Origin of the sequence: Streptomyces sp. YIM 121038 (assembly GCF_006088715.1) — a bacterium.
GTDB lineage: Bacteria > Actinomycetota > Actinomycetes > Streptomycetales > Streptomycetaceae > Streptomyces.
On sequence record NZ_CP030771.1, the window covers coordinates 8,113,905 to 8,129,951 of the forward strand.

At 74.8% G+C, this 16,047-nt stretch carries 1 protein-coding gene; it reads left to right on the top strand.

Going from position 1 to position 16,047, the window contains the following annotated elements; all coding sequences use genetic code 11:
* Positions 1-57 precede the first annotated feature (57 nt).
* Positions 58-15,993, top strand: a complete 15,936-nt coding sequence (locus tag C9F11_RS34320; protein WP_138963071.1) for a type I polyketide synthase — start codon at positions 58-60, stop codon at positions 15,991-15,993.
* The last annotated feature ends 54 nt before the right edge of the window (positions 15,994-16,047 follow it).

The window sequence follows — 16,047 nt, forward strand, 5'->3', positions numbered from 1 at the left end:
CGTACGACCGGCGCGACCAGCGCGGCCTTTATCAACACCACGAGGAGCTGACCAGAGATGTCGAACGAGGAGAAGCTTCGGGATTACCTCAAGCGGACGACATCCGACTTGCGTCAAGCTCGTCGCCGTCTGCGCGAGGTGGAGGAGCGCGACCAGGAGCCCATCGCGATCGTCGCGATGAGCTGCCGCTACCCCGGCGGCGTCCGCACCCCCGAGGAGCTGTGGCGGCTCGTCGCGCAGGGCACCGACGCCCTGACGCCGTTCCCCACCAACCGCGGCTGGGACGCCGACGCGCTCTACGACCCGGACCCCGACAACTCCGGTACGTCCTACGCCCGCGAGGGCGGCTTCCTGCACGAGGCCGACGAGTTCGACGCCTCGTTCTTCGGGATCTCGCCGCGCGAGGCGCTGGCCACCGACCCGCAGCAGCGGCTGCTCCTGGAGACCTCCTGGGAGGTGTTCGAGCGCGCGGGCATCGACCCGGCCTCGCTGCGCGGCAGCCGCACCGGCGTCTTCGCGGGCGTCATGTACCACGACTACGCCTCGCGTCTGCACTCCGTGCCCGAGGACGTCGAGGGCTACCTCGGCACCGGCGCGTCCAGCAGCATCGTCTCCGGCCGGGTCGCCTACACCTTCGGCCTCGAAGGCCCCGCCGTCACCATCGACACGGCCTGCTCCTCCTCGCTGGTCGCCCTGCACCTGGCCGTCCAGGCGCTGCGCCAGGGCGAGTGCTCCCTCGCCCTCGCGGGCGGCGTGACCGTGATGTTCACGCCCGGCACCTTCGTCGACTTCAGCAAGCAGCGCGGCCTCGCCCTCGACGGCCGCTGCAAGCCGTACGCCGAGGCCGCCGACGGCACCGGCTGGGGCGAGGGCGTCGGCCTGCTCCTCCTGGAGCGCCTCTCGGACGCGCGCCGCAACGGCCACGAGGTCCTGGCCGTCGTCCGGGGCTCCGCCGTCAACCAGGACGGCGCCTCCAACGGCCTGACCGCGCCCAACGGCCCGTCCCAGCAGCGCGTCATCCTCCAGGCCCTCGCCAACGCCCACCTCGCCCCCGAGCAGATCGACGCCGTCGAGGGCCACGGCACGGGCACCACCCTGGGCGACCCGATCGAGGCGCAGGCGCTGCTCGCCACCTACGGCCAGGAGCGGCCGGAGGGCCTGCCCCTGTGGCTGGGCTCCATCAAGTCCAACATCGGCCACACGCAGGCCGCAGCCGGTGTCGCGGGCATCATGAAGATGGTCATGGCGATGCGCGAGGGCGTCCTGCCGCAGACGCTGCACGTGGACCGCCCGAGCACGCACGTCGACTGGTCCGCCGGTGCGGTGGAACTGCTCACCGAGCCGCGGACGTGGGACGCACGCGAGGACGGCGTGCCGCGCCGCGCCGGTGTCTCCTCCTTCGGAGTCAGCGGCACGAACGCGCACGTGATCGTGGAGCAGGCGCCCGTCGAGGAGCCCGCTGAGGTCGTGGAGCCGGTCGCTCCGGTCACGGCGGTGCCGTGGCTGGTGTCGGCGCGCAGTGCGGAGGCGCTGCGGGAGCAGGCCGAGCGGCTGCGCGAGCACGTCGCGGGCGACCCCGGCCAGGACCCCGTCGAGGTCGGCTGGTCGCTGCTGTCCGGCCGGGCCCTGCACGAGCACCGGGCGGTCGTCCTCGGCCGCACCCGCGAGGACTTCCTGACCGGCCTGGAGTCGCTGGCCACCGGCGGCCCGGCCGCCGTCACCGGCGCGGTGGCCGAGGGCCGCCTCGGCGTGGTCTTCACCGGCCAGGGCAGCCAGCGCATCGGGATGGGCAAGGAGCTGTACGAGACGTTCCCGGTCTTCGCGGCTGCCCTGGACGAGGTGTGCGCCCACATAGACCCGTGGATAGAACGTTCGCTCCAGAGCGTGATGTTCGGTACCGACGCCGAACTCCTTGAGCAGACCGGCTATGCCCAGCCCGCCCTCTTCGCCGTCGAGGTCGCGCTCTTCCGCCTCGCCGAGTCCTTCGGCGTACGCCCGGAGATCGTGGGCGGTCACTCGATCGGCGAGCTGGCCGCCGCGTACGTGGCAGGACTGTGGTCTCTGGAGGACGCGGCTCAACTGGTCGCGGCTCGGGGCCGGTTGATGCAGGCCCTGCCCGAGGGCGGCGCGATGCTGGCGGTGCAGGCCACGGAGACGGACGTGCTGCCGCTGCTCGACGGCCTCGCGGACCGTGTGGGTGTGGCGGCCGTGAACGGCCCCGCGCAGCTGGTGCTTTCCGGTGACCGGGCGGCTCTCGAAGGCCTGGAGCAGACCCTGCGTGAGCAGGGTCGGAAGGTGAAGTGGCTGAAGGTCAGCCATGCCTTCCACTCGCCGCTGATGGACCCGGCCCTCGATGACTTCCGCGAGGTCGCGGCCAAGCTGACGTACCAGGAGCCGACCCTCCCCGTCGTCTCCAACCTCACAGGAGAGCTGGCTGAGCCTGCCGAGCTGAAGGACCCGGAGTACTGGGTCCGCCACATCCGCGAAGCGGTCCGCTTCCACGACGGCCTCAACGCCCTCACCGGCTTCGGCGTCGGCACCCTCCTCGAACTCGGCCCGGACTCCGTCCTGACCGCGATGGCCCACGACACGCTCACCGAGCCCGAGAGCCAGTCGGGGCTCATCGCGGCCACGCGCAAGGACCGCCCCGAGGCCGACGCGTTCCTCACGGCGCTCGCGCAGCTGCACGTGCGCGGCATCGCCGTCGACTGGGCGCCGCTGTACGCCCCGGTCGAGTCCCGCCGCCGCGTCGCCCTGCCCACCTACGCCTTCCAGCGGCAGAGTTACTGGCTGCACGCCCCGGCCCTCACCGGTGACGTGACCTCGGCCGGGCTCGCCGCCGCCGACCACCCGCTGCTCGGCGCGGCCGTCGAGGTGGCCGGGAGCGAGGCGCGCCTGTTCACGAGCCTCCTTTCGGCCGACGCGCACCCCTGGCTCGGTGACCACGTCGTCGCCGGGCGGACGCTGCTGCCCGGCACGGCCTTCGTCGAGCTGGCCGTGCGGGCCGGTGACGAGGTCGGCTGCGACCTGCTCGACGAGCTGATCCTGGAAGCCCCGCTCGTCCTGCCCGAGGACGGCGGCGTACAGCTCCAGCTGTGGGTGGAGGAGCCGGACGAGTCCGGCCGCCGCACCTTCACGCTGCACTCGCGGCGCCAGAACGACGTACCGGACGAGCCGTGGGTCCGGCACGCGGCGGGTGTACTCGCCGTCGGGGAGGCCGGTCGGCCCGCGCGGCAGGACGCCGACCTCGCGCAGTGGCCGCCGGCCGGTGCCACGGCCGTGGACACCGGCGAGCTCTACGCGGGCTTCGCCACCGCGGGCCTCGGCTACGGGCCGGTCTTCCAGGGCGTACGAGCGGCCTGGCGGCGCGGCCACGAAGTCTTCGCGGAGGTCGCCCTCCCGGAGGGCGAGCGCGACGAGGCCGGTGCGTACGGCCTGCACCCGGCGCTCCTCGACGCGAGCCTCCACGGCCTCGCCTTCAGCGCGGTGGGTGCGGACGGGGCGGGGGCGCGGCTGCCGTTCTCCTGGACCGGTGTGTCGCTGTACGCGAGCGGCGCCGCGACGCTGCGGGTCCGCCTGACGCCCGCCGAGTCCGGAGCGGTGACCCTGCTCGCCGCGGACGAGACCGGCCTGCCGGTCGCCGCCGTGGACTCCCTCGTCCTACGGGCCCTCGCGGCCGGTGAACTGGACGCCGCGTCCGCCGACGACGACTCGCTGTTCCGGGTCGACTGGAGCGTGGTGTCCGCGCCCGCCGTGACGGCCGGAGCCGCGTACGCGGTGCTGGGCGCCGACGAACTGGGCCTGCGCAGCGCGCTGGAGGGCGCCGGCGCGACGGTGGCGGCGTACGCGGATGTCGCGGCGCTCGCGGAGGCGGTCGAGGACGGCGCTGCCCTGCCGGAGTCGGTCTTCGTTACCTGCGTCGGCGGGGAGCACGCGGGCGGCACGGCCGCCGCGGTACGCACGTCCCTCCACGAAGCCCTGACAGTGGCGGGGGAGTGGCTGTCCTTCGACGGCGGTGAGGACTCCCGGCTGGTCGTGGTGACGTCCGGTGCGGTGGGTGTGGGCGCCGGTGACGTGGTGTCGGCGGAGGGCCTGGTGGACGCTCCGGTGTGGGGGCTGCTGCGGTCCGCGCAGTCCGAGAACCCGGGCCGCGTCGTGCTGGCCGACGTCGACGGCACGGAGGCCGCTCTCGCACTGCTGCCGGGCGCCCTGGACCTCGACGAGCCGCAGGTCGCGGTGCGCGGCGACGTGGTGTGGGCACCCCGCCTGACGCGGGCCGCCACGGGCGTCGCGACCCTCGCCGCCCCGGCCGGGCGGTCCTGGCAGCTCGGCGTCACGGACCGGGGCACGCTGGAGAACCTGGCGCTGCTGCCCGTCGCCGAGGACGCCCCGGAGTGGGCCGGACGGCCGCTGGGCGCGGGCGAGGTGCGCGTCGAGGTGCGCGCGGCGGGCGTCAACTTCCGCGACGCGCTGATCGCCCTGGGCATGTACCCGGGCGACGCGGTCATGGGCACCGAAGGCGCCGGTGTCGTCGTGGAGGTGGGCCCCGAGGTGAGCGGCCTCGCCGTCGGCGACCACGTCCTCGGCCTCATCGACGGCGGCTTCGGCCCGCTCGCCGTGGCCGACGAGCGCATGGTGGCGAGGATCCCCGAGGGCTGGTCCTTCGCACAGGCCGCGTCCGTCCCGACGGTGTTCCTGACCGCCTACTACGCGCTGCGCGACCTGGCCGACCTCCAGGCGGGCCAGTCCCTCCTGGTGCACGCGGCCGCCGGTGGCGTGGGCATGGCGGCGGTGCAGCTGGCCCGGCACTTCGGTGCCGAGGTGTACGGCACCGCGAGCGCGGGGAAGTGGGACGTCCTGCGGGGCCTCGGCGTCGAGGACTCCCGCATCGCCTCCTCCCGGACCCTGGACTTCGAGGCGGCCGTGCTCGCGGCCAGCGACGGCCGGGGTGTGGACGTGGTGCTCAACTCCCTGGCCAGGGAGTTCGTGGACGCCTCGCTGCGCCTCCTTCCGCGCGGCGGACGCTTCGTGGAGATGGGCAAGACCGACCTCCGCGACCCCGAGGCCGTGGCCGCCGCCCACCCCGGCGTGGCGTACCAGAGCTTCGACCTCGCCGAGATGTCGCCCGACCGCATCCAGGAGATGCTGACCGAGGTCCTCGGCCTGTTCGAGCAGGGCGTGCTGAAGCCCCTGCCGGTGCGGGCGTGGGACGTGCGCCGGGCGCCGGAGGCGTTCCGCTACCTCAGCCAGGCGCGGCACGTCGGCAAGGTCGTCCTGACCCTGCCGCCGGTCCTCAGGGCCGAGGGAACCGTGCTCGTCACGGGTGCTCTGGGTGGTCTGGGGCGGGTCGTGGCCCGGCACCTGGCCGGTGAGCACGGCGTACGGGACCTGCTGCTGGTCTCCCGGCGTGGTGAGGAGGCGCCTGGTGCGGGTGAAGTCCGTGCCGAGCTGGAGGAGTTGGGTGCGCGGGTGCGGATCGCGGCGTGTGACGTCGCCGACCGCGAGGCCCTGGCCGGTCTCCTGGAGGGCGTGCGCGCCGAGCTGAGCGCGGTCGTCCACGTGGCCGGTGTGGTCGACGACGGCATCCTCACGTCCCTCACCCCGGAACGCTTGGACACGGTGCTGCGTCCGAAGGTGGACGCGGCGGTCAACCTGCATGAGCTGACGGCGGGTCTGGATCTGTCGGCGTTCGTGCTGTTCTCCTCCGCGGCCGGTGTGCTCGGCAGTGCGGGGCAGGCCAACTATGCGGCCGCCAACGCGTTCCTGGACGCCCTGGCCCAGCACCGGCGCGCGCAGGGTCTGCCCGCGACCTCGCTGGCCTGGGGCCTGTGGGCCGACCAGGGCGGCATGGCCGGAGCCCTCGCCGACGACGACCTGGAGCGCATGAGCCGGGCCGGTGTCGCGGCCCTGTCAGCCGAGGAGGGCCTCGCCCTGCTCGACGACTCCCTCGCCCGGGCCGACGCGGCCCTCGTGCCGATGAAGCTGCGTACCGACGTCCTGCGCCGGCAGTTCGGCGGCGACGTGCCGCCGCTGTTCCGCGGCCTCATCCGCGGCGGCGCCCGCACCCGGCGCGTCGTCGAGGCCGGACCCGCCGCGGCGGGCACCTCGCTCGCCGACCAGCTGGCCGCGCTGCCGCCGGAGAACCGCGAGCGCGCCCTCCTCGACCTCGTCCGCACCCAGGTGGCCGCCGTCCTCGGCTACGCGTCCGGCGAGGACGTCGCGCCCACGAAGGCGTTCAAGGAGCTCGGCTTCGACTCCCTGACCTCCGTCGAGCTGCGCAACCGCCTGAACGGCGCCACCGCGCTGCGCCTGCCCGCCAGCCTCGTCTTCGACTACCCCACGCCCAAGGTCCTCGCCCAGTACCTGGGCGGCGAACTCCTCGGCGGCCTCGGGGAGTCCGCGGCAGCGGGCGCCACGGCACCGGTGACGGTGGCCGCCGCCCAGGACGAGCCGATCGCCATCGTCGCCATGAGCTGCCGCTTCCCCGGCGGCGTGGGCAGCCCCGAGGACCTGTGGCGGCTCCTCACCGACGGCGCGGAAGCCATCAGCGAGTTCCCGGAGGGCCGTGGCTGGGACACCGCGTCCCTGTATGACCCCGACCCCGACCAGGTCGGCACCACATACGCCCGCGAGGGCGGCTTCCTGCACGACGCGGGCAACTTCGACGCGGCGTTCTTCGGCATCTCGCCGCGCGAGGCCCTCGCCATGGACCCGCAGCAGCGCCTCCTCCTGGAGGCCTCCTGGGAGGCGTTCGAGCGTGCGGGCATCGACCCGGCGACCCTGCACGGCAGCCCCACGGGCGTCTTCGCCGGGCTCATCTACCACGAGTACGGCTCCCAGCTCAGCAGCGTCCCCGAGGACCTCGGCGGCTACCTCGGCACCGGCAGCTCGGGCGCCATCGCCTCGGGCCGCATCTCGTACTCCTTCGGCCTCGAAGGCCCCGCGGTCACCGTCGACACGGCCTGCTCGTCGTCGCTCGTGGCCCTGCACCTGGCCGCGCAGGCACTGCGGCAGGGCGAGTGCACGATGGCGCTCGCGGGCGGTGTGACGGTCATGCCCACGGCGGGCACCTTCCTGGAGTTCAGCCGCCAGCGCGGGCTGGCCCCCGACGGCCGCTGCAAGCCGTTCGCGGCCGCCGCCGACGGCACCAGCTGGGGCGAAGGCGTCGGCATGCTCGTCCTGGAGCGGCTCTCCGACGCCCGCCGCAACGGCCACCCGGTGCTCGCGGTCGTCCGCGGCTCCGCCGTCAACCAGGACGGCGCCAGCAACGGCCTCACCGCCCCCAACGGCCCCTCCCAGCAGCGGGTGATCACCCAGGCCCTCGCCAACGCCCGCCTCACGACCGCCGACGTGGACGCGGTCGAGGCCCACGGCACCGGCACGCCCCTGGGCGACCCGATCGAGGCGCAGGCGCTCATCGCCACCTACGGCAAGCAGCGCCCCGCCGAGCGGCCGCTCCTGCTCGGCTCGGTGAAGTCCAACATCGGCCACACCCAGGCCGCCGCCGGTGTCGCCGGTGTCATCAAGATGGTCATGGCCATGCGCCACGGCGTCCTGCCGCAGACCCTGAACTTCGACGCGCCGACCCCCGAGGTGGACTGGTCGGCCGGGACCGTGGAGCTCCTCGCGGAGGCCCGCGCGTGGCCCGACCGGGACGGCGCGCCGCGCCGCGCGGGCGTCTCCTCGTTCGGCGTCAGCGGCACCAACGCGCACGTGATCATCGAGGCGCCGGAGCAGCCGGAGCGGCCCGCGGCCGCCGAGGCCCCCGCGCCGTCGGTGGTCTCCGGCGTGATCCCGCTGGCGCTCTCGGGCAAGACGCCCGAGGCGCTCCGGGCCCAGGCCGGACGGCTGCGCGAGCACCTCGTCGCCCACACGGGCCTCGCGCCCGCCGACGTGGCCTGGTCGCTGACCGCCGCGCGGTCGCGGTTCGAGCACCGGGGCGTCGTCCTCGGCCGGGACCGCGACGCGCTGCTCGCCGCCCTGGAGGGCCTGGAGCGGGACGACGCGGCCGCGCAGGGCGTGGTCGTGGGCCGCGCCCAGGGCGACACCGTCCGGCCCGTGTTCGTCTTCCCCGGTCAGGGTTCGCAGTGGGCCGGGATGGCCCGCGAACTCCTCGACGAGTCGCCGGTGTTCGCGGAGCGGATGCGGGAGTGCGCCGACGTGCTCGCGGAGTTCGTGGACTGGAACCTCCTTGAGGAGCTGGACGGCCAGCACTTCGACCGTGTCGATGTCGTGCAGCCGGTGCTGTTCGCCGTGATGGTCTCGCTCGCTGCTGTCTGGCAGGCGGCCGGGGTGAAGCCCGCCGCTGTCGTCGGTCACAGCCAGGGCGAGATCGCGGCCGCGTGCGTGGCGGGTGCGCTGTCCTTGCGGGATGCCGCCCGCGTGGTGGCGCTGCGGAGCCTGGCGATTCGTGAGCTGTCGGGTAAGGGCGGCATGGTGTCGGTGCCGCTGCCCGAGGCCGAGGTGCGTGAGCTGCTGACGGCGTGGGGTGACCGCGTGTCGGTGGCCGCCGTCAACGGCCCGGCTCAGGTGGTGGTTTCCGGTGAGCCGGAGGCCCTGGAGGAGCTGGTCGCGCAGTGCGTGGCCCGCGACGTCCGCGCCCGTACGATCCCGGTGGACTACGCCTCGCACTCCGCGTACGTGGAGGAGATCGAGGCGCAGATCCTGGAGGCGCTTGAGGGTGTGAGCCCGCAGGAGGCTCAGGTCCCGCTGTACTCGACGCTGACCGGCGCCTGGCTGGACGTCCCCATGGACGGCGGCTACTGGTACCGCAACCTGCGTCAGACCGTTCTCTTCGAGCACGCCACCCGAGGCCTGCTCGCCGAGGGCCACGGCCTGTTCCTGGAGATGAGCCCCCACCCGGTCCTGACGGTCCCGGTGCAGGCCACCATCGAGGCCGCCGGGCGCGAAGGGGCAGCCGTCGCCCTCGGGTCGCTGCGGCGCGACGAAGGCGGCGCCGACCGGCTCATGGCCTCGGTCGGCGAGGCCTACGCGCAGGGCGCGGACCTCGACTGGCGGGCCCTCGTCCCCGGCACCCTCGTCGACCTGCCCACGTACGCCTTCCAGCACCAGCACTACTGGCTGGTGTCCCCGGAGGCCGAGCCGGGCGCCGAGCCCGCCGCCGCCGTGGACGAGGTCGAGGCGCGCTTCTGGGAGGCCGTCGAGCGCGAGGACCTGGAGCAGCTCGCCGCCGAACTGGAGGTGACGGACGGCTCCGCCGCCGAACTCGGCGCCGTCCTGCCCGTCCTGTCGTCGTGGCGGCGGCAGCGCCGCGAGCGGTCCACGATCGACAGCTGGCGCTACGCCGTGCACTGGAAGCCCCTCGCGGGCAGCCTCCCCGGCCCGGTCCTCACCGGCCGGTGGCTGGTCGTCGTACCCGAGGAGGCGGCCGCGCACCCGTGGACCGCGGGCGCCCTGGAGGCGCTGGCACAGGCCGGTGCCGAAACCGTCGAACTCCACGTCACAGGCGCCGAGTTGACGCGTGAGGTGCTGGCCGGACGGCTGCGCGGCGACGTCGCGGACGCCGCCGGGCTCGCGGGCGTCGTCTCCCTGCTCGCCCTCGCCGAAGAGCCCCACCCGGCGCACCCCGTGCTGCCCGCCGGGCTCGCCGGTACCGTCGCGCTGGTGCAGGCCCTCGGCGACGAGGGCGTCGAGGCCCGTCTGTGGGCCCTTTCCAGCGGCGCCGTGGCCACCGGCCGGGGCGACCGGGTGGAGAGCCCCGCCCAGGCGCAGACCTGGGGCCTCGGCCGCGTCGTCGCCCTGGAGCACCCCGACCGCTGGGGCGGACTCGTCGACCTGCCGCCGACCCCCGACAGCCGTACGGGGGCCCGCCTCGCCGGGATCCTCGCGGGCGTCGGCGACGAGGACCAGCTCGCCGTGCGCGGCTCCGGCGTCCTCGTGCGCCGCCTCGTCCGGGCCGAGCCCGCGGCCCCGGCCCGGGAGACCGGCCCCGGGTGGACGCCGCGCGGCACCGTCCTGGTCACCGGCGGCACCGGAGCCCTCGGCCCGCACATCGCCCGCTGGCTGGCCCGCGAGGGCGCCGAGCACCTCGTGCTCACCAGCCGCCGCGGCCCGGACGCGCCCGGCGCGGCCGAACTCCGCGCGGAACTGGAGGAGATGGGCGTCCAGGTGACCATCGCGTCCTGCGACGTCGCCGACCGCGACGCCGTCGCGGCGCTCCTGGGCCGTCTCGCCGCCGACGGGCACACCCTGCGCGCCGTCATCCACGCGGCCGCGCTCATCGAGCTGGCGCCGATCGCCACTACCACCCTCGATGGGTTCGCCGACATCGTCGCGGCGAAGGTCGCGGGCGCCGTCGTCCTGGACGAGCTCCTGGACGGCGAAGCGGCCGCGGAACTCGACGCGTTCGTGCTGTTCTCCTCCATCGCGGGCGTCTGGGGCAGCGGCGACCACGCCGCCTACGCCGCGGCCAACGCCCACCTCGACGCCCTCGCCGAGCACCGCAGGGCCCGCGGCCTGACCGCCACCTCGATCGCCTGGGGCGTGTGGAACGTCGTCAACCCCCACCTCAGCGGCAGCGCGCCCGTCGACGTCGACCCCGAGCAGCTGCGCCGCCAGGGCCTGCCGTTCCTCGACCCCGGTCTGGCCTTCGCGGGCATGCGGCAGATCCTGGACGACGACGAGACGTTCCTCGCCCTCGCCGACGTGGACTGGGACCAGTTCGTGCCCGTGTTCACCTCGCGCCGCGCCCGCCCGCTGCTCGCGGACCTGCCCGACGCCCAGCGCGTCCTCGCCGCCCAGGGCGGAGCCGGGGACGACGCCGCCGACGCCGGGACCTCGACCAAGGCATCCGCGCTGCGCGAGCGCCTGACCGGCCTCGCCGGGCCTGAGCGGGACCGCGTCCTGGTCGACCTCGTGCTCACGCACGCCGCCGCGGTCCTCGGCTACGAGTCCGCGGGGGCCCTCGACCCGGAGCGGGCCTTCCGCGAGTTCGGCTTCGACTCGCTCACCGCCGTCGACCTGCGCAACCGGCTCGGCGCCGCCACCGGTCTGAAGCTGCCCACCACGGTCGTCTTCGACCACCCCAACGGCACCGCCCTGGCCGCCTATCTGCGCACCCAGGTCCTCGGTGCCGACGCGGCCGCCGCCCCCGCCGCCGTCGCGCCCGTCGCGGCGGCCACCGACGAGCCCATCGCCATCGTCGCCATGAGCTGCCGCTACCCCGGCGGCATCAGCAGCCCCGAGCAGATGTGGCAGGTCCTCCAGGACCGTACCGACGTCGTCGGCGGCTACCCGGCGGGCCGCGGCTGGGACACCGCCCACCTGTACGACCCGGACCCGGAGACCCCCGGCACCACCACGACCAGGGGCGGCGGCTTCCTGCACGACGCGGGCGCCTTCGACCCGGCCTTCTTCGGCATCTCGCCGCGCGAGGCCCTCGCGATGGACCCGCAGCAGCGGCTCCTCCTGGAAACCTCCTGGGAGGCGTTCGAACGCGCCGGGATCGACCCCAAGGCCGTACGCGGCGAGACCGCCGGGGTCTTCGTCGGCACCAACTACCAGGACTACGGCACCGCGCCCGGCCAGGTCTCCGCGGGCGCCGAGGGGCACATCCTCACCGGCAGCGCGCCCAGCGTCATCTCCGGCCGCATCGCCTACACGTTCGGCCTCGAAGGCCCGGCGGTCACCGTCGACACGGCCTGCTCGTCGTCGCTCGTCGCGATGCACCTGGCGGCGCAGGCGCTGCGCCAGGGCGAGTGCTCGCTCGCCCTCGCGGGCGGCGTCGCCGTGATGTCGTCGCCCGGCGCCCTGATCGCCTTCAGCCAGCAGCGCGGCCTCGCCGACGACGGCCGGTGCAAGGCCTTCGCGGCCGCCGCCGACGGCATGGGCATGGCCGAAGGCGTCGGCCTGGTGCTCCTGGAGCGCCTCTCGGACGCCCGCCGCAACGGCCACAAGGTCCTCGCGGTCGTCCGGGGCTCGGCCATCAACCAGGACGGCGCCAGCAACGGCCTCACCGCCCCCAACGGGCCCGCCCAGCAGCGCGTGATCCGCGCCGCGCTCGCCAACGCCCGCCTGACGGCGGCCGACGTGGACGCGGTCGAGGCGCACGGCACGGGCACCACGCTGGGCGACCCGATCGAGGCGCAGGCGCTGCTCGCCACGTACGGCCAGGAGCGGCCCGAGGGCGGACAGCCCCTGTGGCTGGGGTCCATCAAGTCCAACATCGGGCACAGCCAGGCCGCTTCCGGTGTGGCGGGCGTGATGAAGATGGTCCTGGCCATGCAGCACGGCGTCCTGCCGCAGACCCTGCACATCGACGAGCCGACGCCCGAGGTCGACTGGACCGAAGGCGCCGTCGAACTCCTCACCGAGGCCCGCGACTGGCCCGAGCGCGCGGACGCGCCCCGGCGCGCGGGCGTCTCCTCCTTCGGCATGAGCGGCACCAACGCCCATGTGATCCTGGAGCAGCCGCCCCTGGCCGACGAGCCTGCCGCCGCCGACGAGCCCGGTGTCCCGGCGCCCGTCGTCGCCGGAGTGCTCCCGCTCGCCCTCTCCGCCAAGGGCGAGCCCGCCCTGCGCGCCCAGGCGGCCCGGCTGCGCGAGCACCTGCTCGCCCGCCCCGACCTCGCACCGGCCGACGTCGCCTGGTCCCTCGCGGCGGCCCGCTCCCGGTTCGAGCACCGGGGCGTCGTCCTCGGCCGCGACCGCGAGGAACTCCTCGCCGCCCTGGAGCGCCTGGCACAGGACGAGGTGACACCCCAGGTGGTGTCCGGCCGCACCCTCGGCGGCATGGTCCGCCCGGTGTTCGTGTTCCCGGGTCAGGGTTCGCAGTGGGCCGGGATGGCAGTGGACCTGCTGGAGTCCAGCCCCGTCTTCGCGGAGCGGATGCGTGAATGCGCGGAAGCGCTCGCGGAGTTCGTGGACTGGGATCTGCTGGAGGAGTTGAGCGGCGAGCACTTCGACCGGGTGGATGTGGTTCAGCCGGTGTTGTTCGCGGTGATGGTGTCGTTGGCTGCGGTGTGGCAGGCGGCCGGGGTGAAGCCTGCCGCTGTCGTCGGTCACAGTCAGGGTGAGATCGCGGCCGCGTGCGTCGCGGGAGCCCTGTCCCTGCGGGACGCCGCTCGTGTGGTGGCCCTGCGGAGCTTGGCGATTCGTGAGCTGTCGGGTAAGGGCGGCATGGTGTCGGTGCCGCTGCCCGAGTCCGAGGTTCGTGAGCTGATCGCGGGTTGGGAGGGCCGGATCGAGGTCGCGGCCGTCAACGGCCCGGCTCAGGTGGTCGTCTCCGGCGAGCCGGAGGCCCTGGAGGAGCTGGTCGCGCACTGCACGGGTCAGGACATCCGCGCTCGTACGATCCCGGTGGACTACGCGTCGCACTCCTCGTACGTCGAGGAGATCGAGGCGCAGATCCTGGAGGCGCTTGAGGGTGTGAGCCCGCAGGCCGCCGAGGTCCCGCTGTTCTCCACGCTGACCGGCGCCTGGCTGGACGTCCCCATGGACGGCGGCTACTGGTACCGCAACCTGCGTCAGACCGTTCTCTTCGAGCACGCCACCCGAGGCCTGCTCGCCGAGGGCCACGGCCTGTTCCTGGAGATGAGCCCCCACCCGGTCCTCACCGTCCCCGTGCAGGCCACCATCGACGCCACTGACAGCCAGGCCGCCACCCTCGGCTCCCTCCGACGTGACGAGGGCGGCGAGGCCCGCCTCATGGCCTCCCTCGCCGAAGCCCACACGTACGGTGCCGAGCTGGACTGGAAGGCCCTCTTCCCCGGCACGCGCGCGACCGTCGAGCTGCCCACCTACGCCTTCCAGCGCGAGCACTACTGGCTCCTCGCCCCGCAGGAGGAGCTGTCCGACGCGGCGCCGCAGGCCACGGACGAGGTCGAGTCCCGGTTCTGGGACGCGGTGGAGCGCGAGGACCTGGAGCAGCTGGCCGTGGAGCTCGCGGTGGAGGACTCCTCCGCCGCGGACCTCGGCGCCGTGCTCCCGGTGCTCTCGTCCTGGCGGCGGCAGCGGCGCGAGCGGTCGACCGTCGACAGCTGGCGCTACCAGGTGGACTGGCAGCCCCTCGCGGGCGCCCTGCCGGCCACCGGCCTCACGGGCCGCTGGCTGCTCCTCGTGCCCGAGGGCGCGGAGGCCACGGAGGTCGTCGCGGCGCTGGCACAGGCCGGGGCCCACGTCGACGAACTCCGCGTCACCGCCGGGGAGATGACCCGCGAGACCCTGACCGCGCGCCTCTTCGAGCACACCCTGACGGCGGACGGGGAGCCGAGCGGCGTGCTCAGCCTCCTCGCCCTCGACGAGTCCGCCCTCACGGACCACCCGGGCGTCTCCGCCGGGCTCGCGGGGACCGTCGCGCTGGTGCAGGCCCTCGGTGACGCCGGGATCGGCGCCCGCCTGTGGGCCGTGACGCGCGGTGCCGTCGCCACCGGCCGTGGCGACGCCCCGGCCCGCCCCGGGCAGGCGCAGGCGTGGGGCCTCGGCCGCGTCGCCGCGCTCGAGTACCCGGACCGCTGGGGCGGCCTCGTCGACCTGCCGGAGACCGTCGACGCCCGGGCCGCGGCCCAGCTCGCCGGGATCCTCGCGGGCGCCGGGGACGAGGACCAGCTCGCGGTGCGCCAGGCGGGCGTCCTCGTACGCCGGTTCGTCCGGGCCCCGCTCGACGCCGGAGCGGCGCGCGAGTGGGCGCCGCGCGGCACCGCCCTGATCACCGGCGGCACCGGCGCGATCGGCGGGCACGTGGCGCGCTGGCTGGCCCGCGAGGGCGCCGAGCACCTGGTGCTCACCAGCCGCCGCGGCCCCGACGCGCCCGGCGCCGAGGAACTCCAGGCCGAACTGGAGGAGCTGGGCGCCAAGGTGACCGTCGCGGCCTGCGACGTGGCCGACCGCGAGGCCGTCGCCGCGCTGCTCGACCGGCTCACCGAGGACGGGCACGCGCTGCGCTCGGTGTTCCACGCGGCGGGCGTCGGCCAGGGCCAGCCCCTCGCGGACATGTCCGCGGCCGACATCGCCGCAGTCCTGGAGGCGAAGGTCGCGGGCGCCGCCCACCTCGACGAGCTCCTTGCCACGGCGACGCTCGACGCGTTCGTGCTGTTCTCCTCCAACGCCGGAGTGTGGGGCAGCGGCAGCCAGGGCGCCTACGCGGCCGCCAACGCCCACCTCGACGCCCTCGCCGAGCAGCGCCGCGCCCGCGGCCTGACCGCCACCTCCGTGGCCTGGGGCCTGTGGGCCGGGGGCGGCATGGCGGGGGACGACGGCGAGGAGCAGTTCCGCCGCCGCGGCCTGCGCCCCATGGCGCCCGACCTCGCGGTCGCGGCCCTCGCCCAGGCGGTCGCGCACGACGAGACCTTCCTCGCCGTCGCCGACCTGGACTGGGAGCGGTTCGCGCCCGCCTTCACCTCGGCTCGGACCAGCCCGTTCATCGGTGACATCCCCGAGGTGCGCCGGTACGAGCGGTCCGTGGCGGCCGAGACGGCGACGGAGGCCGACACCGGCGACGACGCGGCGGCCGAACTGCGCCGCCGGCTGACGCCGCTCACCGAGCCCGAGCGGGAGATGATCCTGCTCGACCTGGTGCGCACGCACGCGGCCGCCGTGCTCGGCTACGGCGACGCGGAGTCGATAGACGCCCACCTGGCCTTCCGCGAGCTGGGCTTCGACTCGCTGACGGCCGTGGAGGTCCGCAACCGCCTGAACAAGGCCACGGGCCTGCGGCTGCCCGCCACCCTCGTGTTCGACCACCCGACGTCCGCCGTCCTGTCCCAGTACCTGCGCGGGGAACTGCTCCAGGACGACGCCGACGGCGTGGACTCCACGCTGCGCGAGCTGGACCGCCTGGAGGCGGGCCTCGGCACCATCGCGCCCGACGACGGCGACCGCATGCGCATCACGATGCGGCTCGAAGCGCTGATGGCGAAGTGGAAGGGCACCGACGCCGAGGCGCCCGCCGACGGCGAGAAGGTCTCCTCGCAGCTGGAGTCGGCGTCCGCCGACGAGGTCTTCGACTTCATCGACAAGGAGTTCGGCGTGTCCTGACCGAAACCGGCCGGCCGGTCCGGTGCCCCGCCCGACCCGGGCCGTGGCACCGGA